Origin of the sequence: Microbacterium atlanticum (genome assembly GCF_015277815.1) — a bacterium.
Classification (GTDB): Bacteria; Actinomycetota; Actinomycetes; order Actinomycetales; family Microbacteriaceae; genus Microbacterium; species Microbacterium atlanticum.
Genome location: NZ_CP063813.1, coordinates 1,617,871 through 1,640,518 on the forward strand (window position 1 = coordinate 1,617,871; position 22,648 = coordinate 1,640,518).

A 22,648-nucleotide genomic window follows, 5' to 3' on the forward strand; every position below is an offset into this window, starting at 1 on the left:
ACCGGCCCCGGCGGCCCCGTCGGTTCGGGCACGGCGACGACAGCGGCTAACGTCGATTCGTGCCTTCCGCCGATCACGACCTCGGACCGCAGCATCTGGGCGAGCCTGCCCGGACGGTGACGCGCGAGCCGCGCGACCGGTCGCCGGAGCACGCCGAGCCGTCGCGGTTCCTTCCGCACGTGCAGGGGCTGCGCGCGATCGCCGTGCTGTGCGTCGTGCTCTACCACTTCTGGCCGGGCCGCGTCACCGGCGGCTACATCGGCGTCGACATCTTCTTCGTCATCTCCGGCTTCCTCATCACCTCGCATCTGATGAGGGAGTTGACGGCGACCGGCACGGTGCGACTCAGCCAGTTCTGGGCGCGTCGGGCCCGCCGCCTGCTCCCCGCGTCGCTGCTGGTCCTGCTGTTCTGCGCGCTGGTGGCGATGTCGCCCTACCTCATGCCGACGTCGGCGCTGCCGAACGAGGTCCGCGAGATCCTCGCCTCCACGTTCTACGTCGAGAACTGGTACCTCGCCCTCACCTCCGCCGACTACCTCAACCACGGCGGTGACCCCACGACAGTCCAGCACTACTGGTCGCTGTCGCTGGAAGAGCAGTTCTACGTGATGTGGCCGCTCATCATGCTGCTGGCCGCGTGGATCGCGGTGAAGTGGTTCCGCGGTGCTCGGCGGCGCGCGATCATCGTGGCGCTCGCGGTGGTGACCGTTGTCTCATTCGTCTTCTGCGTCGTCTTCACGATCACCGATCCGGCCCCCGCCTACTTCGTGACCTTCGGGCGCATGTGGCAGTTCGGCGTCGGTGCGATGATCGCCCTCGTCCCGCTGCTGCGCATCCGCCACGCGGTGGGAAGCTTCGTGCTCGGCTGGGCGGGGATCGCGGCACTGCTGTACGCGACCTTCACCTTCGACGGGCAGACGCCGTTCCCCGGATACATGGCAGCGATCCCGACACTCGGGGCGGCGGCCGTGATCGCGGCGTCGAACGCCGACCGGTGGTGGTACCCGACGCGGATCCTCTCCATCCGTCCCGCCCAGTTCGTCGGCGACATCTCGTACTCGCTCTATCTGTGGCACTGGCCGCTCATCATCATCGCCCCGTCGGTCCCGTTCTGGGGACTCACGATCTACCACCGCGTCTCGCTGCTGGTCCTCTGCTTCGTGCTCGCCTGGCTCACCAAGCGCTTCGTGGAGGATCCGGTGCGGGGCTGGAAGGTGCTCACACGGCGCCCGGCCCGGGTGACGCTGTGGTCATCGCTGGCGGGCATGGTGGTCGTCGCGGTCGTGGCGGGCACGGCCTGGCTGGTGAACGCCCCGCTGTACGAGCGCGGCACGCGCGACATCGCCCAGCTGCAGCAGGACCCTCCGGAGTGCTTCGGCGCGGCATCCGTCCTCGATCCCTCGTGCGCCGGGGTCGAGTTCGGCGACACGATCCTCCCCGCGCCCGGTTTCGCCGGCATCGATCGCCCGTCGGACGAGCAGTGTTTCGTGCAGCTCACCGACTCGCGGCCGGTGTCGTGCGCGTTCGGCTCCGACGACCCGTCGGCGCCGCGCGTCGCTCTCATCGGCGACAGCCACGCGTACCAGCTGCTGTCGACCTTCCAGCGCATGGCGGACGAGAACGGGTGGCAGCTGGTGACCTGGTTCAAGGGCGCCTGCCCGTGGAGCACCACACCGCTGTCGACCCCCGGTTCCTTCGGCGCCGCCTGCACCGAGTGGCGGGAGCGGGTGCAGCGGGCGATCGACGACGCGGAGCTGGACGCCGTGTTCACCGCGGCCATCGCGACCACTCCCTACTCGTCCGCAGGCTACGACTCGGCCCACGACGCGGCCGTCGCCGGCTACCGCGACGCGTGGAGCACGGTCACCGAGCGCGGCATCCCCGTCATCACCGTCGTCGACAACCCCGTCTGGGAGACCGACCCGAACAAGTGCCTGCGCACCCGCGATCAGGCGGAGTGCGATGCTCCCCGATCGGACGTGCTGGTGGCCGAGGATCCGCTGCGCGATGCGGCATCCGGATTCGACGCCGTCACGCTCCTGGACTTCACCGACGTGTTCTGCCAGGACGAGCGCTGCGAGCCGGTCGTCGGCGGCGCGAACGTCTACCGCGACCAGGACCACCTCACGGTGACCTTCGCGGACACCCTCGCGCCGTGGTACTCCGAGGCCATCCAGGCGGCCCTGACCAGCAGAATGGGATCATGACGGTCGCACCCGGAGCCTCGATCCTGTCCGCAGCGGGAAGAACCCCCGACCTGCATCCCACCGCCTTCGTGGCGGCAGGTGCGCGGATCGTCGGGGGAGTGACCCTCGGTGAGGGCGCCAGCGTCTGGTACAACGCGGTGCTCCGCGCGGACGGCGACACCATCACCGTCGGACGGGACAGCAACCTGCAGGACAACGTGTCGGTGCACGTCGACGCCGGCAGGCCGGTGATCATCGGCGAGAGCGTCTCCGTCGGGCACAACGCCGTCGTGCACGGCTGCACCATCGGCGACGGCTCGCTGATCGGCATGGGTGCGGTCGTGCTCAACGGCGCGAAGATCGGCTCCGGATGCCTCGTCGCCGGCGGCGCCGTCGTGCTGGAGGGCACCGAGATCCCGGACGGCTCGCTCGTGGCGGGCGTGCCCGCGAAGGTGCGGCGCGAGCTGACGCCGGCGGAGCGTGCCGGGCTGCTGCGCAACGCCGAGCACTATCTCACTCACGTGCGGGAGCATCGCGACGCCAGCCCGGCCGGCTGACGGCCGATCTCACGCCTGCGACGGCGGGTGATGCTTGCCCCGGTGCACCTCGTAGACCCGCACGTGGCCCGGCCAGGACGGATCGTTCTCGATCGGCAGGTCGTCCATGAAGAGCCGGATCACGTGCGCCAGCTGCCCGGGGTGGCTGAAGTTGATGGCGTGTGCCGCGCCCTCGAGCAGCACCACGAGCACGTGGCTGTCGGTCTGACTGGCGACTTCGTCGATCCGGTGGGCGTGCGGCAGCAGCGGGTCGCGCTGTCCGAGCACCACCAGGGTCGGGATGCGCATCTCCAGCAGGCGTTCCAGCGACGGGTACTGCGTGAGCGCCCGGAACATGCGCATGGTGCTCGGTACACCGAACCTCACGTAGTCCGGAACCGCGACGCGCGCCATCCGCACCGGCTCCCGCGGCGCGTCGGCGGTGAGCTGTCGGATGGCCCGGCGCAGCGGCTGATTGAACACCCCGCCCGCCGGCGAGACGAGCACCGCCCGGTCGATCCGTTCGGGGAAGCGGTGCGCGCACTCGATGATGACGGGGCAGCCCATCGAGTTGCCGACCAGCGTCGCCTTCTCGACCCCCCGATCGTCGAGGAAGTCGACCGCGGCTCGCGCGAGATCGGGGATGTCGAGCATGTCGCGACGCTTGCCGCTGCGACCGAACCCCGGCAGGTCCGGCACGAACGTGTGGAAGTCGTCGGCGAGCCGCTCGGCCGTGGGCAGCAGGTACCGCCCCGACAGCCCGAATCCGTGGATGTGCGCCATCACCCTGGCGTCGGCCGGAGGGTGCGGCGACTCCCGGTAGAACACGTCCACGTCGTCGATCCGCGTCCACTTCTCTGTCAGCGTCGACGCCGGTCGGCGCGGCAGCTTCGGCTGTGACGACTCCGGAGCCGGCTTGCGGGTGCCCATCACGCCTCCTGCGAGCGGGGAACGGTGCTCAAGCCAGTCTGCCCCGGGCCGCCTGGAGGCCAGTAGTGCGGATCGCATGAATGCGCGGGCCCCGCGCCGGTCGACCATCGGTCGGCTGCTCGGGGCGGTCGGAGGGGATGACGGGAATCGAACCCGCACCATCAGTTTGGAAGACTGAGGCTCTACCATTGAGCTACATCCCCGTGCGCCCGCTGAGGGGCACCGACCAATCGTAGTACATCGCGGCGGGCGACCCGTCCCGAACGATCCAGACGCGCGGTCGAGGGAAGGGCGCCGTCATGGAGCACACGGGCAAGCAGGTGGTGGAGGCCCTGGTGGCCACGCTGAACGCCGGTGAGGTCGCCGGCATGGACGATCTGTTCCACGAGGACGCGGTCATGGAGTGGCCGCAGTCGGGGGAGCGGATCGTCGGCGCCGGCAATCGGCGGGCGATCTACGGGGCGTTCCCGCGGCTGCCCACGATCTCGCCGCGCCGGCTGGTCGGCGACGGCGACCTGTGGGTGCTGCAGGCCGACCTCGACTACGGCGACGGCGACCCGTACCAGACGGTCTTCGTCTTCGAGCTGCGCGACGGCCGGATCGCGAAGGAGACCGCGTACTGGACCAAGCCCTTCCCCGCCCCGGAATGGCGTGCGCAGTGGGTCGAGCGGATGTGAGGGCCGCGCAGGAAGCGCCCTGCCCGGTCGGCTAGACTTCTCGGGGCCGAACGGCGCGCGCACGCGTGCGAACCCGCCCGGGGCGTAGCTCAGCTTGGTAGAGCGCCCGCTTTGGGAGCGGGAGGCCGCAGGTTCAAATCCTGTCGCCCCGACATCACGGCCACGGAATTTCCGAACCCCGACCTTCAGCCCGCCGCGTCCCGGCGCGGTCCGATAGAGGAGAAGTAACAGGCATGGTGAACAGCACCGTCGAGAAGCTCAGCCCCACGCGGGTGAAGCTGCACATCACGGTCAGCCCCGACGAGCTCAAGCCCTCGATCACGCACGCGTACGAGCACATCGCTCAGGACGTGCAGATCCCCGGCTTCCGCAAGGGCAAGGTGCCCGCGCCGATCATCGACCAGCGCATCGGCCGCGTCGCGGTCCTCGAGCACGCGGTCAGTGAGGGGCTCGACACGTTCTACCGCGAGGCCGTCGCCGCCAACGAGCTGCGCGTGCTGGGCCGCCCCTCGGCCGAGGTCACCGAGTGGCCGAACGAGAAGGACTTCTCGGGCGACCTCGAGGTCGAGGTCGAGGTCGACGTCCGTCCCGAGTTCGACCTGCCGTCCTTCGAGGGCACGACCGTCGAGGTCGACGCGATCGAGGTCGACGACGCGGCCGTCGACGAGGAGCTCGACCGGCTTCGCGGCCGTTTCGGCACCCTGGTGACCGTGGACCGTCCCGCCGCGACCGGCGACTTCGTCGAGCTCGACCTCGTCGCCACGATCGATGGTGCCGAGATCGACCGCGCCGAGGGCGTGTCGTACGAGGTCGGCTCGGGCGAGCTGCTCGAGGGCATCGACGAGGCCATCGACTCGCTCACCGCCGGCGAGGACACCACGTTCCGCTCCAAGCTCGTCGGTGGCGACCACGCCGGCGAGGAGGCCGAGGTCTCGGTGACGGTCAAGGCCGTCAAGGAGCGCGAGCTCCCCGAGGCGGACGACGACTTCGCGCAGATCGCCAGCGAGTTCGACACCATCGCCGAGCTGCGCGAGAGCCTCAAGGAGCGCGTGGGACAGCAGGGTGCCTTCACTCAGGGCTCCGCCGCCCGCGACAAGCTGGTGGACGTGCTCCTCGAACAGGTCGAGATCCCCGTTCCGCCGCAGCTGATCGAGGACGAGGTGCACAACCACCTCGAGTCCGAGGGCCGGCTCGAGGACGACGTGCACCGCGCGGAGGTCGCCGAGGCCAGCGAGAAGCAGTTCAAGACTCAGATGCTCCTCGACAAGATCGCCGAGCAGGTGGGGGTGCAGGTGTCGCAGGAGGAGCTCACGCAGTACCTCGTGCAGTCGGCCGCGCAGTACGGCATGGCCCCGCAGGAGTTCGTCAACGCGCTGCAGGAGGGCAACCAGCTTCCCGCGATCGTCGGCGAGGTCGCACGCAACAAGGCTCTGGCCGTCGTCCTGGGCAAGGTGACCGTCGTCGACACGAACGGCAAGCCGGTCGACCTGACCGGCTTCGTCGCGGTCGAGGACGAGTCCGTCGAGGATGAGGCCGCGGATGCGGAGCAGGCGACTGCTGCCGACGCCGAGGTCGACGACAAGCCCGCCAAGAAGGCCCCCGCCCGCAAGACCGCCGCGAAGAAGGCCGACGCCGACGCGGACGCTGAGAAGGCTCCCGCGAAGAAGGCTGCCGCCAAGAAGGCCCCTGCCAAGAAGGCTGCCGCGGCGAAGGAGTGACGCCGGACCCCGGTGGTGCCATCGGGATCGGGTGAAGGAGAGGACGGATGCCGCGCGGCATCCGTCCTCTTCTCGTCGGGGCCCGATCTGCCCAGGGCGAACACGCGCGGGTCGTTCACGGCGCCCCGGTAGATTCGATGGCGACCCAAGGAAACAGGAGTACACATGGCCGAACCACTTGTCGCGACCAGCGTCTTCGACCGGCTGCTGAAGGACCGCATCATCTGGCTGGGGTCGGAGGTGCGCGACGAGAACGCCAACGAGATCTGCGCCAAGATCCTGCTTCTCGCCGCGGAGGACTCCGAGAAGGACATCTACCTCTACATCAACTCGCCCGGCGGGTCGATCACCGCCGGCATGGCCATCTACGACACCATGCAGTTCGTGCCCAACGACATCGTCACGGTCGGGATCGGCATGGCGGCGTCGATGGGTCAGCTGCTGCTCACCGCAGGCACCAAGGGCAAGCGCTACATCACCCCGAACGCGCGCGTGCTGCTCCACCAGCCGCACGGCGGCTTCGGCGGAACCGCCAGCGACATCCAGACGCAGGCGCAGCTGATCCTCGACATGAAGAAGCGCCTCGCGGAGATCACCGCCGCCCAGACCGGCAAGTCGGTGGAGCAGATCAACGCCGACGGCGACCGCGATCGCTGGTTCTCGGCCGAAGAGGCGCTCGAGTACGGCTTCGTCGACCACATCCGCGAGTCCGCCACCGACGTCATCGGCGGCGGCGGCACGGCGAACTGACGGCTTCGAAGGCGAAAGAGAGAGAACCCGCAATGCAGACCCCCACCTTCGGATCCCGCGCCCCCCAGGGCCTCCAGATGCCCGGCAGTCGCTACATCCTGCCGCAGTTCGAAGAGCGCACCGCCTACGGCTACAAGCGCCAGGACCCGTACAACAAGCTGTTCGAGGACCGCGTGATCTTCCTGGGCGTCCAGGTCGACGACGCGTCGGCCGACGACGTGATGGCGCAGCTGCTCGTGCTGGAGAGCCAGGACCCCGATCGCGACATCATCATGTACATCAACTCTCCCGGCGGCTCGTTCACGGCGATGACGGCGATCTACGACACCATGCAGTACGTCTCGCCCCAGATCCAGACGGTCGTCCTCGGGCAGGCGGCGTCCGCCGCCGCGGTCCTGCTCGCGGCCGGCGCGCCCGGCAAGCGACTGGCACTGCCCAACGCGCGCATCCTCATCCACCAGCCCGCCATGGGCGAGGCCGGCCACGGACAGGCCTCCGACATCGAGATCCAGGCGCAGGAGATCATGCGCATGCGCACCTGGCTCGAGCAGACCCTGGCCAAGCACTCCAACAAGTCGGTCGACGAGGTCAACAAGGACATCGACCGCGACAAGATCCTCTCCGCCGAGGAGAGCGTCGCGTACGGTCTGGTCGATCAGGTCCTGACCACGCGCAAGCGCGGTCAGCAGGCCGCCTTGACCACGTAGAGCGTCCTTTCGCGAGCGGCGCCCTGCCACCCCTCGGTGGCGGGGCGCCGTCGTCGTGTGTCCGCTGAGCGCGAACCCGGACCGTCCACAACGTGCGTCGCAATGCCGACGCTTGTCGGCCCCAGCTATTAGGCTCGGAGTCAGCTGGGGGGCTCTCCCCGGCGGTGACGAGGAGGAGCCGCATGGCACGCATCGGTGAGAGCGCCGACCTGTTCAAGTGCTCCTTCTGCGGGAAGAGCCAGAAGCAGGTCCAGCAGCTCATCGCGGGTCCCGGCGTCTACATCTGCGACGAGTGCGTCGAGCTGTGCAACGAGATCATCGAAGAGCGCATGGCCGAGTCGTCGTCGGGTGTCGTCGCCGACTTCGACCTGCCCAAGCCGCGCGAGATCTTCGCATTCCTCGAGGAGTACGTGGTCGGCCAGCACGACGCTAAGCGCGCGCTGTCGGTCGCGGTCTACAACCACTACAAGCGCGTCCGCGCCCACGGCACCATCCAGTCCGCCGAGCAGCGGGCCGACGAGATCGAGATCGCCAAGAGCAACATCCTGCTGCTCGGTCCGACCGGCTGCGGCAAGACCTATCTCGCGCAGACGCTCGCCAAGCGCCTCAACGTGCCCTTCGCCGTGGCCGACGCCACGGCGCTGACGGAGGCGGGCTATGTCGGCGAAGACGTCGAGAACATCCTGCTCAAGCTCCTCCAGGCGGCCGATTTCGACACGAAGCGCGCCGAGACGGGGATCATCTACATCGACGAGGTCGACAAGATCGCCCGCAAAGCGGAGAACCCCTCGATCACCCGCGACGTGTCGGGCGAGGGCGTGCAGCAGGCGCTGCTGAAGATCCTCGAGGGCACCGTGGCCTCCGTCCCGCCGCAGGGCGGCCGCAAGCACCCGCACCAGGAATTCATCCAGATCGACACCACGAACGTGCTGTTCATCGTGGCCGGGGCGTTCGCGGGGCTCGAAGACATCATCTCGTCCCGGGTGGGCAAGCACGGCGTCGGCTTCGGTGCGCCGCTGCACAACAAGGGCGACGACCTGAGCCTGTTCAGCGAGGTGCGTCCCGAAGACCTCCACAAGTTCGGCCTCATCCCCGAGTTCATCGGTCGCCTCCCGGTGGTCGCCTCGGTGTCGCCGCTGGATCAGGAGGCGCTCATGGAGATCCTGGTCGAGCCGAAGAACGCGCTGGTCAAGCAGTACCAGCGCATGTTCGAGCTCGACGGCGTCTCACTCGAGTTCGACCGCGAGGCGCTCGAGGCGATCGCCGATCTCGCCGTCGCCCGCAAGACCGGCGCACGCGGGCTTCGTGCGATCCTCGAGGACGTGCTCGGGCCGATCATGTTCGAGATCCCGTCCACGGACGACGTCGACAAGGTCGTCGTGACCCGCGCATCGGTCGACGAGGGCGCCCCGCCGACGCTGGTGCTCCGCCAGAAGCGCAAGAGCGCCTGACGCTCCGACGAGACCTGCCGGCAAAGCTGACACGACCGAGGCGTTCCACCGTGGAAGACTTCGCCCCCGACCTCGACGGATTCAACGGCGTCATCAGCGTCCGCCGCGGAGACGACGTGCTCGGCGAGTGGACGGTCGGGCTGGCCGACCGCACTTTCGCCGTCCCCCACACGCCAGACACGCGATTCGGGCTCGCCAGCGGCACCAAGACGTTCACCGCCGCGACGGTGCTCTCGCTCGTCGGCGACGGCGCGCTGACTCTCGACACCAGAGCCAGAGACGTCCTCGAGAAGGATCTGCCGCTGATCGCCTCCGACGTCACGGTCGACCACCTTCTGACGCACACGTCCGGCATCGGCGACTACCTCGACGAGGAGGTCGACGCCCTCGCGCCGCTGACGATTCCGGCGCAGCGGCTCGATTCCACCCCGGCGTACCTTCCGATGCTCGAAGGGTTTCCGACCAAGTTCCCGGCGGGGGAGCGGTTCTCGTACTGCAACGGCGGCTATGTCGTCCTGGCGGTGATCGCCGAGCGCGTCTCCGGCACGGCTTTCGCCGAGTTGGTCACCGAGCGGGTGTTCGCACCTGCCGGAATGACGGCATCCGGGTTCCCGCGCTCGGATCTGCTGCCGCCGGGTACGGCGACCGGCTACAAGGACGATGGGCGCACGAACGTCTTCGAGCTGCCGGTGGTCGGATCGGGCGACGGAGGAGCGCACTCCACCGTCGGCGACCTCCACCGGTTCTGGCTCTCGCTCCTCGGCGGGACGATCCTCGAACCGCGACTGGCGGCACGTGCGACCGAGGCGGTCACGCCTGATGTCGGCGACGGCATGGGGTATGGACGCGGAGTGTGGCTCGACGGCGGAGACTTCGTGATGGCCGGGGGAGATCACGGTGTGACCGCCGTGAGCCGGCACGATCCGGCGACGGGCGTCACGGTCTCCGCTCTGGCGAACATCGAGGTGCCGACCTTCGCCCGTACGCGCGCGGCGATGGAAGCCGTCCGCCGCTTCGGCTGAGGGCCGCCGCGCGGAGCGTCGTCACGACCGCTCGGACTCCCACATGATGGCCCGTTCCGGCCATGCCGGGATGGCCGCTCCGTGCGACGCGACCGACCGGCATCCTGGCGTTGACTCGAGGCATGTCAGCACTGGTTCTCGCTTCATCCACCGCGTCGACGTCCGCGCCGGCGCACGTCGCTTCCGCCCGTCATGATCCCGCCCGGCCGATCGGCAGGGTGTTCGTCGACAGGTACCTGAACGGCCCGCGGGGCTTCGCCAACGGCGGGTTCGCCGCCGGGTCGATCGCACAGCACGTCGACTCCGAGACCGTGTCGGTCGTGCTCCGGCGTCCCGTCCCCGTCGCGCGCGCACTGGATGTCTTCGACGACGGAGACGGCGCGGTGGTGGTCCGCGACGGGGGGAAGACCATCGCGCGTGGCTTCCCCTCGGCTCTCGCAGCGGGGCCGGCGCCCACCGCGCCGAGCTTCGCGGACGCGCAGCTCGCTCGCGCGCGGCATCCGCTCGCCGGTGTCCGCCACCCGCTCTCCGATTGCGTGGTCTGCGGGCCGCGTCGCCTCGACGGGATGCACGTCACTCCTGGAGCACTCGCCGGCCGCCGGCACGAGCTGGCCGCGCCGTGGACGGTCACGAGCGCGTTCTCCCATGCGGGATCGGCCTGGTACGCGGCGGTCTGGGGCGCCCTCGACTGCACCAGCTACCCCGCCGTCGCACTCGAGCAGCGCGTGGTGTGCCTTCTGGGCACGATGACCGCGCGCATCGAGCGCCGTCCCCTCGTGGGGGAGCACCTGGTCGTCCACAGCTGGACGCGGGAGACGAGCGGCCGCCGCTACGAGACGTCGGTCGCGATGACGGACGAGCGCGGCGACGAGGTCGCGCGCGCAGATGCGACCTGGATCGCCGTCGCGCGCCGCGGCCTCGCCTCGGTCATCCGCTGGCTCCGTTAGCCGGCGGCTCCGCCGTCCTGGCCCGTCCGGCCAGGTCGGCGACCATCTCAACGGCAGATCCTGCCGGTCCTTCCTCGGCTCGGCCGCGGGACGGACGCGCGGATGCCGGGAAACGCCCGGTCCGCAGAAAGGAACACGAATGTCCACCATCACCCTCGACACCGCCGACGCGGCCCTGGAGTCCGCCTCGACGGCGGAGCAGGCCGCGGCCCTCGCGCAGCGCCTCCTCGAATCCGTCGGGCCCGCTCTGGAGCTGCTCACCGTGGAGCTCGGCCACCGCGTCGGCCTGTACGCCGCCATCGATGCCGCAGGGTCCGTGACGGCCGCTGATCTCGCGCGACGCACCGGCTACGGCCGGCGGCAGCTGCGTGAGTGGCTCGACCAGCAGGCCATCGCCGGCATCCTCGAAGCGGATGCCGCGGAAGACGAGGACTCCCGCGCATACCGTTTGCCGGCGGCCCACCGACCGGTGCTCCTCGACCCCACATCGCTCGTGCACGGCGCCGGCCTCGCGTCGATGTTCGCCGGCATCGCGTCGACCTTCGATGCGGTCGCGGGATCGTTCGCCGATGGCGGTGCGGTGGGCTTCGCGCAGTTCGGCGCGCCGGTGCGTCAGGGACTCGAGATGATCTACCGCCCCGGATACACCCACGCCCTGGCATCCTGGCTCGAGCAGCTTCCCGACATCGAGGCGCGACTGGACGCAGGCGGGGTCATCCTCGACGCCGGCTGCGGAACCGGCTGGTCCAGCATCGCGCTGGCGCGTCGCTTCCCGCACGCCCGGGTGGTGGGCGTCGACCTCGACGTCGCCTCGGTCGCCGAGGCACGGCGGCACGCGGAGGCGGCGGGCGTCGCCGATCGCGTGCGGTTCGAGCGGGCCGACGTCGGCGATGCGACGACGCTGCGTGCACTCGTGGGTGAGCAGGCGACGCTCGTCACCGTGTTCCTGGCCCTGCACGACATGAACGATCCGCAACGCGCCCTCGCAGCGATGGCCGGGACTCTCGCCGCAGAGGGCGCGATCCTCGTCGGCGACGCGAAGGTGGCCGACGAGTTCGTCGCCCCTGCCGGTGAACTCGACCGGATGTTCGCCGCGTTCAGTGTGCTCCACTGCCTGCCAGCGACTCTCGCGGAGGGCGCGGGGCACGCGCACGGCACGGTGCTGCGCGCTCCGACGGTCGCCGCGTGGAGCGCCGAGGCCGGACTCCGGCGCAGCACCCGGCTGGCGATCGACCACCCGACGTGGTCGTTCTACCGGCTCGACCCGTGACGCTGATGCTGCGGATGCCGCGGCCCGGCCCGCCCCGTGCGGTCCGGGCCGTGGCCCATACTGTTGTCGTGTCCACCGCCACAGACATCCGCTATGTGTGGTCGGGCTCCGACGACGTCGCGTGGTCGCAGCTCGGCGACGGAGATCCGGTGCTCGTCGGGGGCTGGTGGATGAGTCATCTGCAGCGGGACTGGGACTACCCGCCGTTTCGCGGGTTCGTCGAGGCGATCGCCCGATTCCGCCGCGTGATCCGCATGGATCCTCCGGGCAGCGGGCTCTCGCGCTCCCGGCCCGACACCCCGGCGACCCTCGATCCGCACGTCGAGGCGATGCTGGCCGTGCTCGATGCGGCGGACGCGGGGCGGGCGACGCTGTTCGCCGGGTCGTCGGGGTGCGCCGTCGCCATCGCGTTCGCGGCACGCCACCCGGACCGCGTGCGTCGCCTGGTGCTCTCGGGCGCCTACCTCCACGGAGCGTCCGTCGCTGCGCCGGCGGATCGGGCGGCGCTGGTGGAGCTGGTGCGCAGCAGCTGGGGGGTGAGCTCGCGGGTGATGTCCGACATCTTCTATCCCGATGCCACGGCAGAGCAGCGGCGGGCGTACGCGCGGCACCAACGGTCCACGGCAACCCCCGAGGCCGCCGCCGCCGGGCTGCAGGCGGTCTATTCGTTCGACGCGCGTGCGGAAGCCGGCGCCGTGCGGGCACCCACGCTCGTCCTGCACCGGCGCGGGGATCGGGCGATCCGCCTCGCGCTCGGCGCGGAGACCGCCGCCGCGATCGCCGGAGCGCACCTGGAGGTGCTGGACGGCTCCGACCACCACCCCTGGCACGGCGACTCCGAGACCCTCCTTCGGCGCGCGCTCGCGTTCGACGGGGTCTCGGCGGCGTCGCTGGGCGCCGGCGGGCTCACCTCCGCCGGCAGCGCCGCACACCAGGGGAACGGCGACTCCCCGCTCTCCGATCGCGAGCTCGAAGTGCTGCTGCTGGTCTCCCGCGGGCTCACCGACGCCCAGATCGCCGCGGAGCTCTTCCTGAGCGTTCACACCGTCCACCGGCACGTCGCGAACGCGCGCACCAAGCTCGGTGTGCCGTCGCGCGCGGCGGCCGCCGCCTGGGCGGTCTCGCACCGTCGCAGCTAGCCGGTGAGACCGCGGCGTTCGAGCAGAGGCTCGATGACGGCATCCCGCCCTCGGAAGTCCCGGTAGGCCTCCAGCGGATCCTTCGAACCCCCCACACCCAGCAGCCGGTCGCGGAACCGCTCGCCGTTCTCGCGGCGCAGCCCGCCGTTCTCGCGGAACCACTCGACCGTGTCGGCGTCCAGCACCTCGCTCCAGATGTAGGAGTAGTACCCGGCGCTGTACCCGCCCGAGAAGACGTGGGCGAAGTACGTCGACGAGTACCGCGTCGGCACCGCGGGGTTGTCGAGGCCGATGTCGGCGAGGGCGGATGCCTCGAATGCAGCGACATCCAGCTCCGCCGAAGCCTCGTCGACCGACAGGGAGTGCCAGGCCTGGTCGAGCCATGCCGCCGCGAGGTACTCGCTGGTCGCGAAGCCCTGGTTGAACGCCTCGGACGCGTGGAGCCGCTCGACGATCTCGGCGGGCAGCGGCTCGCCGGTGTCGATGTGCCGCGCGTACGACGCCAGGACCTCCGGCCAGTAGATCCACATCTCGTTCACCTGGCTCGGGAACTCGACGAAGTCGCGGAAGACGTTCGTCCCGGCGAAGTGGGGATAGGTGACCGTCGCGAAGAGGCCGTGCAGCGCGTGCCCGAACTCGTGGAAGAGCGTGGTCACCTCATCCAGCGTGAGCAGGGTCGGGCGCCCGGCGGCCGGCTTGGGCACGTTCAGATTGTTCACGACGACCGGGGCGGTGCCGCGGAGGCGGGACTGGAGCACGATCGAGTTCATCCAGGCCCCGCCGCGCTTGGTGTCGCGGGTGTAGAGGTCCAGGATGTACAGCCCCAGGGCGGACCCGTCGGCGTTGTGGACCTCGAAGACCCGGGTGTCGGGGTGATAGCCGACGAGGTCGCCGCGCTCGGTGAACGTGACGCCGTAGAGGTCGGTGGCGGCCCGGAACACGCCGTCCTGCAGCACCCGCTCCGCCTCGAACCACGGGCGCAGCGTCGCGCGGTCGAGATCGTACTCGGCGGCGCGGACCTTCTCGGTGTAGAAGGCCCAGTCGTGCGCCTCCAGCGGGAAGGGCGCCGGTTCGGTGTCGATGATCGCCTGGAGCTTCTCCTGCTCACGGCGCGCGTTGCGAGCTGCAGGTCCCGCCAGCTGACGGAGAAGGTCGTGCACCGCGGCCGGAGAGCCCGCGGTCTCGTCGGACGTGATGTAGGCGGCATGCGATCCATAGCCCAGCAAGGCGGCACGTTCGGCGCGCAGTCGCACGATCTCGAGGAGCGTCGCCCGGTTGTCGTGCTGGTTGCCCCGCGACCCGCGCGACCGGGATGCCTCGAGCAGGCGCGCGCGGGACCGCCGGTCGGTGAGGCTCGACAGGTACGGGTGCCCGGTGAACAGGGTCAGCGTGACCACCCACTTGCCGTCCAGACCCCGGTCGGCGGCGGCCTGGGCCGCAGCCGACAGCTCGCCCTCCGACAGCCCGTCGAGCTCCGCGGCATCGTCGAAGACGACCGCCAGGTCGTTCGTGTCGGCCAGCAGGTTCTTCTCGAACTGCGTGGTCAGCGTCGACAGACGTTGATTCAGCCGCGTCAAGCGCTGCTTCGCGTCGTCATCGAGACCGGCGCCGGCGTGGGACATCTCCGTGAAGTGGCGCTGTACGAGGTATCGCTGTTCGGCGTCGAGGTCGAGCTGGTCGAGCTGGTCGTGGATCGTCTTGATGCGCCAGTACAGGGAGGAGTCCAGCTGGATGGAGTCATGGTGGGCCGACATGAGGGGGGCCAGCTTCTCCTCGATCTCCTGGATCTCGGCCGTCGCGTCGGCCGAGGACACCGTGTAGAAGGCCCGTGAGACGTCGCCGAGCAGCCGGCCGCTCTGTTCGAGGGGCACGAGCGTGTTCTCGAAGGTCGGCATGGAGCGGACCCTGGTGATCGCGCCGACCTCGGCCGAATGCCGGGCGAAAGCCTCCTCGAAAGCCGGGAGATAGTGCTCGGGCCGGATCGCTGCGTAGTCGGGCAGGCCGTAGGGGAGCCCGCTGGGGGAGAGGAGGGGATTGCTCGTCGGCATGCGTGCCAGCCTATGGCGCGGCATCCGATCCGCCCAACGATATTTTGCAAACAGATGCTTGCAAAGACACCTTTGCAAAGCTACCTTTGGAACATGACGAACGAGCTGCCTGCGCAGGACGGCGCCGGGGACGGGGTCCGGCCGGGCGATCGTGTGCTGGACGCGGGGGCGCTGCGGGCACTTGCTCACCCGCTGCGGGTGAGGATCTACGACATCCTCAGCCAGTACGGCGCCCAGACCGCCAGCTCCCTCGCCGAGCGGCTGGGGGAATCGTCTGGTTCGACGAGCTACCACCTGCGCGCGCTGGCGAAGCACGAGCTCATCGTGGAGGTCGACGGACGAGGGTCGGGGCGGGAGCGGTGGTGGGAAAGACCCGTGGGCGGCGTGTCCTTCGCCAACCCGGAAGCCATCAAGACGCCCTCCGGCAGGGCGGCGACGCAGATCGTGATGAACGAGTTCTTCCGTCTGCGGCAGGAGCAGCTCATGGCCTTCGTCGACCGCGGGCTCGGTGGAGAAGACCCGTCGTGGCAGGAGGGGACGATGATCTCCACCGCGACCGCGCGACTGACCCCCGAGCAGAGCAAGGAGCTCACGCGCAAGATCATGGCGCTGATCGACGATGCCGTCGACAAGCACCGCGACCAGGACGGCGATGACGTCCGTCCCGTCACCATCCGGGCAGATGTCTTCCCACTGCCGGGACTAGAAGGATAGGAGCGCAGTCATGACCACCCTCACCGTCTCCGACGTGCCCACCCGGCGCGTCGCTCCCGCTGCCACGCGCGTGGATCGCGCGTTGCTGCGCGCGGCGGACGCCCTGGGCTCTCACGTCCTCGCGAGGCTGGGCCGGCGCGCCGGCCTCGAGCGGCGCCGAGCGCTGACCGTGCAGGCTCGCGTGGACGCGGTGCGCCGTGAAGCGGCGGCACGGGCGGCCATCGGGATCCTCCCGCGGTGAGTGCGCCGACGGGCACCGCGGCGCCCAGTGGGTCGCCGGCCCGGCGTGCGCGGCCGGTCCCGCTCGGCCGCGATTTCGGCAAGCTGTGGACAGCCGCGGCGTTCAGCAACCTCGCCGACGGCGTGGGGCGTGTCGCGGTGCCCCTGGTCGCGACGACGCTGACACGCGATCCGCTCGCGATCGCGGCCATCAGCGCGCTGGCTTTCCTGCCGTGGCTGCTGTTCGGCCTTCCGGCGGGCATGATCGTCGACCGGTTCGATCGCCGCCGGATCATGGCGATCGCGAACACCATCCGCGGTGTCGCCGCGGTCGGCCTCGCGGTGCTGACGGTGACCGGCTCGATCACGGTGTGGTGGCTGCTCGTCGGCGTGCTGGTCTTCGGGTTCGGTGAGACACTGTTCGACAACGCGACGAACGCCATCGTCCCGACGGTCGTGCCTCGACGCGGGCTCGACCGCGCGAACGGCTTCCTGCAGGCGGCGCACATCACGATCGACAACTTCGTCGCGGCGCCCATCGGCGGCGTGCTCTTCGCCGTCTCGCTCGCGCTGCCGCTGTGGGTGGGCGCGACGGGCTATCTGATCCCGATCGCCCTGGCGCTGCTCCTGCCGCTGTCGGCTGCGCGCCCGCTTCGCGAACCCGCGGCCACCGCCCAGGCGTCGCCGGTTTCGGCGCGCGAAGCTGTGGGCTACCTCTGGCAGCACCGATTCCTGCGTGGGATGGTGCTCTTCACCTGCGTCGTCGGCTCGGCGTTCTCGTTCGCCCAGGCGCCGATCTTCCTGTACTTCCTGGACGAGCTCGCCGTCGCCCCCGCAGCGATCGGCTTCGTCACCGCCGGTATCGGGCTGGGCGCGCTTGTGGGATCGCTGATCGCATCCCGGCTGGTGGAGCGCTTCGGCCGCGGCCGCGTCATGATCGGCGCCAACGTGACCGCCGCTCTCGGCCTGTTCGGCGTCTGGATGGCGCCCGAGCCGGTCAGCGGCACGGTGGCCTACGCGGTGATGGCGTGCGCCGTGTCGATCTGGAATGTCCCTTGGGGCGCGCTGCGTCAGGCGATCATCCCGGGTCAGCTGTTCGGGCGGGTGCTCGGCATCATCCGGAGTCTCACCTGGGGGATCTTCCCGTTCGCGACGCTGCTGGGCGGCTGGGTGGCGCGTGCCGACCTGCGGCTGCCGTTCGTCATCGCCGCCGGCGTCACGATCGCGGCGACCCTCATCGCCGGACGACTGCTCCTCGAGGCGTCCCGGCACGACGTCTCGGAGGACTGACGCTCAGCCGAACCCGTCATCGGGATCGTTGCGGGCGACCGGCTGGCCGTCGGCATCGAGCGACACGATGATTCCGGTATCCAGCTCCGCGATCGGCTTGCCCTCGAGCCACGTCAACGTCCAGCGGGGGCGCGGCTGCCCGAACTGGTCGGCGGGGATGGTCGCATCGACCGACTTCACCCCCCGCCGCAGCGCGTCGGGGACGGCGGCGGGGGGCTCGTCACCCGACGTCCAGCGCGTTCCGAGCTGCATCAGGCCTCCTGCGGGGCGAGCTGGATCTCGGCGACCGCCACGCTGTCGGCGTCGAGGTACGAGATGTCGTCGATGCGGCCTACCGCCTTGAGGTCGCCCTCGGCGAGCTCCAGTGCGGCGCGGGTCGCGGCGGGAGCGGCGATGACCGCCCGGGCGACCGGCGTCTTCTGCGACGCCTTCGCCTCGGTCTTGGCCCGGCGGATGCCGATCAGCGCCTCGCTGACGGCGGCGAGGACGGCGGGGTCGCCCCACTCCTCGGCGGGGGCGACGGGCCATTCGGCGTTGTGGACCGACCCCTCGTTGAACCATGACCACGCCTCCTCGGCGGCGAACGCCAGCACGGGCGCGAGCAGCCGGAGCAGCGCCGACATCGCCAGACGCAGCGCCAGCGCGGCGGAGGCCTGCCCGACATCGCTCTGGTTGTAGGCGCGCTCCTTGACGAGCTCGAGGTAGTCGTCGCAGAAGGTCCAGAAGAACGACTCCGTCACCTCGAGCGCGCGGGCGTGGTCGTAGCCGTCGAGCGCCTTCGTCGCCTCGCGCACGACGCCATGGAGGGTCGCGAGCATCGACGCGTCGAGGGCGTGCGTGACCTCGGCGCCCTCGGGAACCGGGAACGACAGCACGAACTTCGCCGCGTTCAGCACCTTGATCGCCAGGCGCCGGCCGATCTTGATCTGCGTCGGGTTCTGGGGATCGAACGCGGCGTCCGTGCCCAGGCGGCTTGATGCGGCCCAATACCGCACCGCGTCGGAGCCGTGCTGGGCGAGGATGTCGGCGGGCGTGACGACGTTGCCCTTGGACTTCGACATCTTCTTGCGGTCGGGGTCGACGATGAAGCCCGAGATGGCGGCATCCGTCCAGGGCGCGCGATCGTCTTCCAGTGCGCTGCGCAGCAGGGTGGAGAACAGCCACGTCCGGATGATGTCCTGACCTTGCGGCCGCACATCGAACGGGGCCACCAGGTTCCACAGCTCGGGGTCGCGTTCCCAGCCGCCCGCCAGCTGCGGTGTGAGCGACGAGGTCGCCCACGTGTCGAAGATGTCGGTCTCGCCGTCGAAGCCGCCCGGCACGCCGCGCTGCTCCTCGGTGTAGCCCGGCGGCACGTCGGTGGAGGGGTCGACCGGCAGCGATGAGTGGTCGGGCGTCAGCACGCGGCCGTAGTCCCGCTCGCCGTTCTCGTCCAGCGCGTACCACACCGGGATCGGCACGCCGAAGAACCGCTGGCGCGACACCAGCCAGTCGCCGGTGAGGCCGTTGGTCCAGTTCTCGAAACGGACGCGCATGAAATCCGGATGCCACGACATCTGCTTGCCGAGGGCGATGAGCTTCTCGCGCAGCGCCTCGTCGCGCGCGCCGTTGCGGATGTACCACTGGCGCGTCGAGACGATCTCCATCGGGCGGTCGCCCTTCTCGTAGAACTTCACCACGTGGGAGAACGGCTTCGGATCGCCGACGAGCTCGCCCGAGTCGCGGAGGAGCTCGACCACGCGCTTCTTCGCGCTGAACACCGTCTTGCCGGCGAGCTCCGCGTACGCCGACCGACCGGCATCCGACACGACCGCCTCGGGCGCGTCCGCCAGGACACGGCCGTCGAGACCCAGGATCGTGCGGTTGGGCAGGCTCAACTCGCGCCACCACACGATGTCGGTCACATCGCCGAAGGTGCAGATCATCGCGATGCCCGAACCCTTGTCGGGCTGCGCCAGCGGGTGAGCCAGCACCGGGACCTCGACTTCGAACAGCGGCGTGCGCACCGTCGTTCCGAACAGCGGCTGGTAGCGCTCGTCGTCGGGATGGGCGACCAGCGCCACGCACGCGGGGAGGAGCTCCGGGCGGGTGGTCTCGATGTGGACGTCGCCCGATCCGTCGGTGCGGTGGAAGGCGACCCGGTGATAGGCGGCGGGCTGCTCTCGCTCTTCGAGCTCCGCCTGCGCGATCGCGGTGCGGAAGTCGATGTCCCACATCGTCGGTGCGAGGTCCTGGTAGGCCTCGCCGCGCTCGAGGTTGCGCAGGAACGCCCGCTGGCTCGTGCGGATCGTGTCGTCGGAGATGGTGCGATAGGTCTGGGTCCAGTCGACGCTGAGGCCCAGCTGACGGAAGAGCGCCTCGAAGTGCTTCTCGTCCTCCACGGTGAGGCGCTCGCACAGCTCGATGAAGTTGCGCCGGCTGATCGGCACCTGGTCGGCTGCGCGGCTGGACTTGTTGTCGCCCCCCTCGAAGGGCGGGGTGAAGGCGGGGTCGTACGGCAGCGACGGGTCGCAGCGCACGCCGTAGTAGTTCTGCACGCGCCGCTCGGTGGGCAGGCCGTTGTCGTCCCAGCCCATGGGGTAGAACACGGTCTTGCCGCGCATTCGCTCGTAGCGCACCTTCAGATCGGTGTGCGTGAACGAGAACACGTGCCCGATGTGGAGACTTCCCGAAGCGGTGGGCGGGGGCGTGTCGACCGAGTACACGCCGTCACGGCCGACCTCGGCCGCACGGTTGCGGTCGAAGAGGTAGGTGCCTTGCTCCGACCAGGCGGCATCCCACTTCTGCTCGAGTCCCTCCAGAGCGGGCTTGTCGGGAATGTGTCCCTGCGCGGGGCGGGCGTCGGTCATGGCGGCTCCTCGAGCGATATATGCGGCACTGTGTGAGCGTGCCTGAGTGTGAGATGTCGCTCGATTCTAGCCCGCGCGCGTGCGGGGCGCCGCCCGGCGTCTCCAGGACCCCGGCGTGCGATTCCGCTCACGATCGCCCCGGGGACGGGGACCTATGGTGATGGCATGGCCACAGACTCCGATCTCCGCCATCGGAAGCGGCGTTCGCGCCCGCGTGCGGTCCTCGTCGCGGTCGCCGCGGGGATCGCCGTGTTCCTCCTGCTCGTCGGTGTGCAGCGCTTGGGCATCGTCGGCGGCTGGCCGCTGGTCGTGATCGGCGTCATCGCCGTCCTCGCCTTGCCTCTCTCGCGCGAGCTAGGTCGACGCGTGCTCTTCATCGGGTGCATGGCGGTGGGGTTCGCGCCGCTGATCTTCTGGCTGCCGTTTCCTCAGGTGGGGGTGACTCGGTACGGCGCGTCCACCGCTTTGGTGATCGCGGTACTGACAGCCTGTGTGGTCGGGGGGACAGTTCGAGCGCGCGACCTCGTGCCTCGTCTTCGTGGCACCGACGCGGTCGCCGCGGCGGGCACGGTGTTCGCTGCCTGGTGCGTGGCGCCGCTGCTGACCGTCGGAGACGGACACACCGCGCTGCGGATGATGCGAAGCGGCTGGGACTACGCGGCGCACTTCGACATGGTCCAGATGATCCGGCGAAGCGGCTCACTCCTCTCGCTCACGGCGGGGCCGCCCTTCGAGGGGTTCGCCTACCGCGACTACCCCAAGGGATTCCATGCGGCTGTGGCAGTCCTGATGGAACTGACGCTGGGAGGCGATCTCGCGGCCCCGGGGGAGGAGCTGGTCGGCTTCGCGCAGGCGACGGCTGTGGTGAGCGTGCTCGTCGTCGCCGTGCTGCTCGCCGGCGTCGTCTCGATTCCGAGCATCCGCCGCCACACCCTGGTCGCGGTGCCCCTCGTCGCGCTCGTGACAGTCGCGTTCACCCTGGGCCCTGCGGGCGGCACGCTGGTCTTCGCGGGTTTCCCCAACTTCCTCGTCGCCGTCGCACTGCTGGCGTGCGTCCCGGTCATCGTCATCTGCCTGGAGCGTGTGACGCCGATTGCACCGGCGCTCGCGCTGTCCGCGGCGCTCGTGGGCGTCGCCCACAATTGGGCGCTGCTGCTGGTCCCGGCGGTCGGAGCGCTGGTCGGCGTGCTCATTCCTGCGAGGCGCGGCCGCTGGCCACGATCCTCCCGGGAATGGATGTCACTGGCGGGGGTCGCGGCCGTCACCTTGCTCGGGGTCGCGCTCGCGTGGTTCACCCTGCAAAGTGCGCCCGGCGGAAAGGCGGTGTCCCATCTGCTCATCGACGGCGGCTTCATCGGCGGCTCGCGCTCCGAGATGCTGCTGGCTCCCGTCGTCGCGGTCCTCGGGGCGATCGCGCTCTGGTGGCGATCTCGACATCGCGACCGGTGCGGGTCGTCCGAGGCCATGCGGACTGCAGCCTTAGGTCTCCTGCCGTTGACCGGGCTTGCCCTTCTCGCCGCCCTCGCGGCCTATCAGGTCGCTTCGGTGGGCCAGCTGGGCTACTACTTCTACAAGTACGGCGCCGCCGTCCAGCTGTCTTCGATCGTCCTGATCGCGGTGACGACCGGCGTCCTCGTCAGCGTCGAGCGACGGCGCCGCACGTCGCGCACCAGTCTGGTCGTCGCCGCGGTCGGTCTCACGTGCCTGCTGCTGGTCTACTCCGGCGTCGTGAACGTGGTCGCTGAGGGGGTCGCCCTGCGAACTCCGGCCGCCGTCGAGAGCCGTGCGGCGTGGCAGCGCATGTCGGACGGACCGACGCCATCAGAGCCCGAATCATCGCCCGTCGAGCTGCAGGCAGCGGCTGCGGTGACGGATGCCGCTCAGCACATCTTCGTGCCGGCGGACCTCGACGGATCCACACAGCCGCGGTTGACCAACCAGTGGATGTTCGCGCTCGTCGGGCAGTGGACGGACGCGGGCTACCGCATCGTCGATGAGCTGTGGGGCGATAGCGTCCCCGTCGAGGATCGCCCACGCACTCCGGCCGAGGCCGCTGGGCGCATCCACGCGGCCGACCCCGATGTCGTGATCGTCGTGCCGCCGCACATCCACGACTCGCTGAGGTCGGATCCCCGGCTCTCGGAGGCGACGATCACCACCTGGTGATGCGGCCGTCCCGGGATCACGAGGTGCTC

General features: G+C 70.0%; 19 protein-coding genes and 2 tRNA genes. 16 read left to right on the forward strand and 5 right to left on the reverse strand.

What is annotated here, in order from left to right:
• Positions 1 to 59: 59 nt before the first annotated feature.
• Together IR212_RS07260 and IR212_RS07265 are read left to right on the forward strand one after the other, a co-directional pair.
• Positions 60 to 2,207: an acyltransferase family protein gene (locus IR212_RS07260; RefSeq protein ID WP_194398250.1), complete on the forward strand. Its 2,148-nt coding sequence runs from the start codon at positions 60 to 62 to the stop codon at positions 2,205 to 2,207.
• Positions 2,204 to 2,743 carry a gamma carbonic anhydrase family protein gene (locus IR212_RS07265; protein WP_194398251.1) on the forward strand — a complete coding sequence of 180 codons (540 nt, stop codon included), beginning with the start codon at positions 2,204 to 2,206 and terminating at the stop codon, positions 2,741 to 2,743. Before IR212_RS07260 ends, IR212_RS07265 begins: the two co-directional genes overlap by 4 nt.
• A gap of 9 nt (positions 2,744 to 2,752) precedes the next feature.
• Here IR212_RS07265 and IR212_RS07270 read toward each other — a convergent pair whose 3' ends face one another.
• Positions 2,753 to 3,652, reverse strand: coding sequence for an alpha/beta fold hydrolase (locus IR212_RS07270; protein WP_194398252.1), 900 nt, complete (start codon positions 3,650 to 3,652; stop codon positions 2,753 to 2,755).
• A 132-nt stretch (positions 3,653 to 3,784) separates the two neighbouring features.
• Positions 3,785 to 3,855, reverse strand: a tRNA-Gly gene (locus tag IR212_RS07275).
• A 96-nt stretch (positions 3,856 to 3,951) separates the two neighbouring features.
• On the opposite strand from IR212_RS07275, the gene IR212_RS07280 reads away from it, so the two are divergent.
• The 10 genes from IR212_RS07280 (at position 3,952) to IR212_RS07325 (ending at position 13,333) form a co-directional block, all read left to right on the forward strand.
• Entirely contained in the window at positions 3,952 to 4,329 is a 378-nt protein-coding gene (locus IR212_RS07280) for a nuclear transport factor 2 family protein (RefSeq protein ID WP_194398253.1), read from the forward strand.
• A 78-nt stretch (positions 4,330 to 4,407) separates the two neighbouring features.
• Positions 4,408 to 4,481, forward strand: a tRNA-Pro gene (locus IR212_RS07285).
• A gap of 81 nt (positions 4,482 to 4,562) precedes the next feature.
• Positions 4,563 to 6,047 (forward strand): trigger factor, encoded by a 1,485-nt coding sequence (tig, locus tag IR212_RS07290; protein ID WP_194398254.1) that lies wholly within the window; start codon positions 4,563 to 4,565, stop codon positions 6,045 to 6,047.
• A gap of 165 nt (positions 6,048 to 6,212) precedes the next feature.
• A complete protein-coding gene (locus IR212_RS07295) occupies positions 6,213 to 6,797 on the forward strand; it encodes an ATP-dependent Clp protease proteolytic subunit (protein ID WP_194398255.1) in 585 nt (194 codons plus the stop codon).
• 32 nt (positions 6,798 to 6,829) lie between these two features.
• On the forward strand, positions 6,830 to 7,504 hold the full coding sequence (locus IR212_RS07300; protein ID WP_194398256.1) for an ATP-dependent Clp protease proteolytic subunit: 675 nt from the start codon (positions 6,830 to 6,832) through the stop codon (positions 7,502 to 7,504).
• A 182-nt stretch (positions 7,505 to 7,686) separates the two neighbouring features.
• A complete protein-coding gene (clpX, locus tag IR212_RS07305) occupies positions 7,687 to 8,955 on the forward strand; it encodes an ATP-dependent Clp protease ATP-binding subunit ClpX (protein ID WP_194398257.1) in 1,269 nt (422 codons plus the stop codon).
• A 50-nt stretch (positions 8,956 to 9,005) separates the two neighbouring features.
• On the forward strand, positions 9,006 to 9,977 hold the full coding sequence (locus IR212_RS07310; protein WP_194398258.1) for a serine hydrolase domain-containing protein: 972 nt from the start codon (positions 9,006 to 9,008) through the stop codon (positions 9,975 to 9,977).
• A 122-nt stretch (positions 9,978 to 10,099) separates the two neighbouring features.
• Positions 10,100 to 10,924 carry a hotdog family protein gene (locus IR212_RS07315; protein ID WP_194398259.1) on the forward strand — a complete coding sequence of 275 codons (825 nt, stop codon included), beginning with the start codon at positions 10,100 to 10,102 and terminating at the stop codon, positions 10,922 to 10,924.
• 139 nt (positions 10,925 to 11,063) lie between these two features.
• The gene (locus IR212_RS07320) at positions 11,064 to 12,194 is read left to right on the forward strand and encodes a class I SAM-dependent methyltransferase (protein ID WP_194398260.1); all 1,131 of its coding nucleotides are present in this window, start codon (positions 11,064 to 11,066) and stop codon (positions 12,192 to 12,194) included.
• 68 nt (positions 12,195 to 12,262) lie between these two features.
• The gene (locus IR212_RS07325; RefSeq protein WP_228479528.1) at positions 12,263 to 13,333 is read left to right on the forward strand and encodes an alpha/beta fold hydrolase; all 1,071 of its coding nucleotides are present in this window, start codon (positions 12,263 to 12,265) and stop codon (positions 13,331 to 13,333) included.
• Here the strand turns inward: IR212_RS07325 and IR212_RS07330 are convergent.
• A complete protein-coding gene (locus IR212_RS07330; RefSeq protein WP_194398261.1) occupies positions 13,330 to 15,381 on the reverse strand; it encodes a M3 family metallopeptidase in 2,052 nt (683 codons plus the stop codon). The genes IR212_RS07325 and IR212_RS07330 overlap by 4 nt on opposite strands.
• Before the next feature lie 93 nt (positions 15,382 to 15,474).
• On the opposite strand from IR212_RS07330, the gene IR212_RS07335 reads away from it, so the two are divergent.
• The 3 genes from IR212_RS07335 to IR212_RS07345 are packed head-to-tail and all read left to right on the forward strand — an operon-like array spanning position 15,475 to position 17,604.
• Positions 15,475 to 16,095 carry an ArsR/SmtB family transcription factor gene (locus tag IR212_RS07335; RefSeq protein WP_194398262.1) on the forward strand — a complete coding sequence of 207 codons (621 nt, stop codon included), beginning with the start codon at positions 15,475 to 15,477 and terminating at the stop codon, positions 16,093 to 16,095.
• Between the two features lie 10 nt (positions 16,096 to 16,105).
• Positions 16,106 to 16,336 (forward strand): hypothetical protein, encoded by a 231-nt coding sequence (locus IR212_RS07340; RefSeq protein WP_194398263.1) that lies wholly within the window; start codon positions 16,106 to 16,108, stop codon positions 16,334 to 16,336.
• Entirely contained in the window at positions 16,333 to 17,604 is a 1,272-nt protein-coding gene (locus IR212_RS07345; protein ID WP_194398264.1) for an MFS transporter, read from the forward strand. The genes IR212_RS07340 and IR212_RS07345 overlap by 4 nt, the downstream gene beginning before the upstream one ends.
• A gap of 3 nt (positions 17,605 to 17,607) precedes the next feature.
• Here the strand turns inward: IR212_RS07345 and IR212_RS07350 are convergent, their stop codons facing one another.
• On the reverse strand, positions 17,608 to 17,856 hold the full coding sequence (locus IR212_RS07350; RefSeq protein WP_194398265.1) for a hypothetical protein: 249 nt from the start codon (positions 17,854 to 17,856) through the stop codon (positions 17,608 to 17,610).
• Complete coding sequence (valS, locus tag IR212_RS07355) at positions 17,856 to 20,453, reverse strand: valine--tRNA ligase (protein ID WP_194398266.1); 2,598 nt, start codon at positions 20,451 to 20,453, stop codon at positions 17,856 to 17,858. Before valS ends, IR212_RS07350 begins: the two co-directional genes overlap by 1 nt.
• A 165-nt stretch (positions 20,454 to 20,618) precedes the next feature.
• On the opposite strand from valS, the gene IR212_RS07360 reads away from it, so the two are divergent.
• The gene (locus IR212_RS07360; RefSeq protein WP_194398267.1) at positions 20,619 to 22,619 is read left to right on the forward strand and encodes a hypothetical protein; all 2,001 of its coding nucleotides are present in this window, start codon (positions 20,619 to 20,621) and stop codon (positions 22,617 to 22,619) included.
• Positions 22,620 to 22,648 lie beyond the last annotated feature (29 nt).

Excerpts from the sequence above, each read along its gene's own strand:
- valS (WP_194398266.1), bottom strand. The coding sequence starts at position 20,453 with ATGACCGACGCCCGCCCCGCGCAGGGACACATTCCCGACAAGCCCGCT.
- IR212_RS07295 (WP_194398255.1), top strand. The coding sequence starts at position 6,213 with ATGGCCGAACCACTTGTCGCGACCAGCGTCTTCGACCGGCTGCTGAAG.
- tig (WP_194398254.1), top strand. The coding sequence starts at position 4,563 with ATGGTGAACAGCACCGTCGAGAAGCTCAGCCCCACGCGGGTGAAGCTG.
- IR212_RS07350 (WP_194398265.1), bottom strand. The coding sequence starts at position 17,856 with ATGCAGCTCGGAACGCGCTGGACGTCGGGTGACGAGCCCCCCGCCGCC.
- IR212_RS07340 (WP_194398263.1), top strand. The coding sequence starts at position 16,106 with ATGACCACCCTCACCGTCTCCGACGTGCCCACCCGGCGCGTCGCTCCC.
- IR212_RS07330 (WP_194398261.1), bottom strand. The coding sequence starts at position 15,381 with ATGCCGACGAGCAATCCCCTCCTCTCCCCCAGCGGGCTCCCCTACGGC.
- IR212_RS07265 (WP_194398251.1), top strand. The coding sequence starts at position 2,204 with ATGACGGTCGCACCCGGAGCCTCGATCCTGTCCGCAGCGGGAAGAACC.
- IR212_RS07360 (WP_194398267.1), top strand. The coding sequence starts at position 20,619 with ATGGCCACAGACTCCGATCTCCGCCATCGGAAGCGGCGTTCGCGCCCG.
- IR212_RS07315 (WP_194398259.1), top strand. The coding sequence starts at position 10,100 with ATGTCAGCACTGGTTCTCGCTTCATCCACCGCGTCGACGTCCGCGCCG.
- IR212_RS07320 (WP_194398260.1), top strand. The coding sequence starts at position 11,064 with ATGTCCACCATCACCCTCGACACCGCCGACGCGGCCCTGGAGTCCGCC.
- IR212_RS07300 (WP_194398256.1), top strand. The coding sequence starts at position 6,830 with ATGCAGACCCCCACCTTCGGATCCCGCGCCCCCCAGGGCCTCCAGATG.
- IR212_RS07270 (WP_194398252.1), bottom strand. The coding sequence starts at position 3,652 with ATGGGCACCCGCAAGCCGGCTCCGGAGTCGTCACAGCCGAAGCTGCCG.
- IR212_RS07280 (WP_194398253.1), top strand. The coding sequence starts at position 3,952 with ATGGAGCACACGGGCAAGCAGGTGGTGGAGGCCCTGGTGGCCACGCTG.
- clpX (WP_194398257.1), top strand. The coding sequence starts at position 7,687 with ATGGCACGCATCGGTGAGAGCGCCGACCTGTTCAAGTGCTCCTTCTGC.
- IR212_RS07335 (WP_194398262.1), top strand. The coding sequence starts at position 15,475 with ATGACGAACGAGCTGCCTGCGCAGGACGGCGCCGGGGACGGGGTCCGG.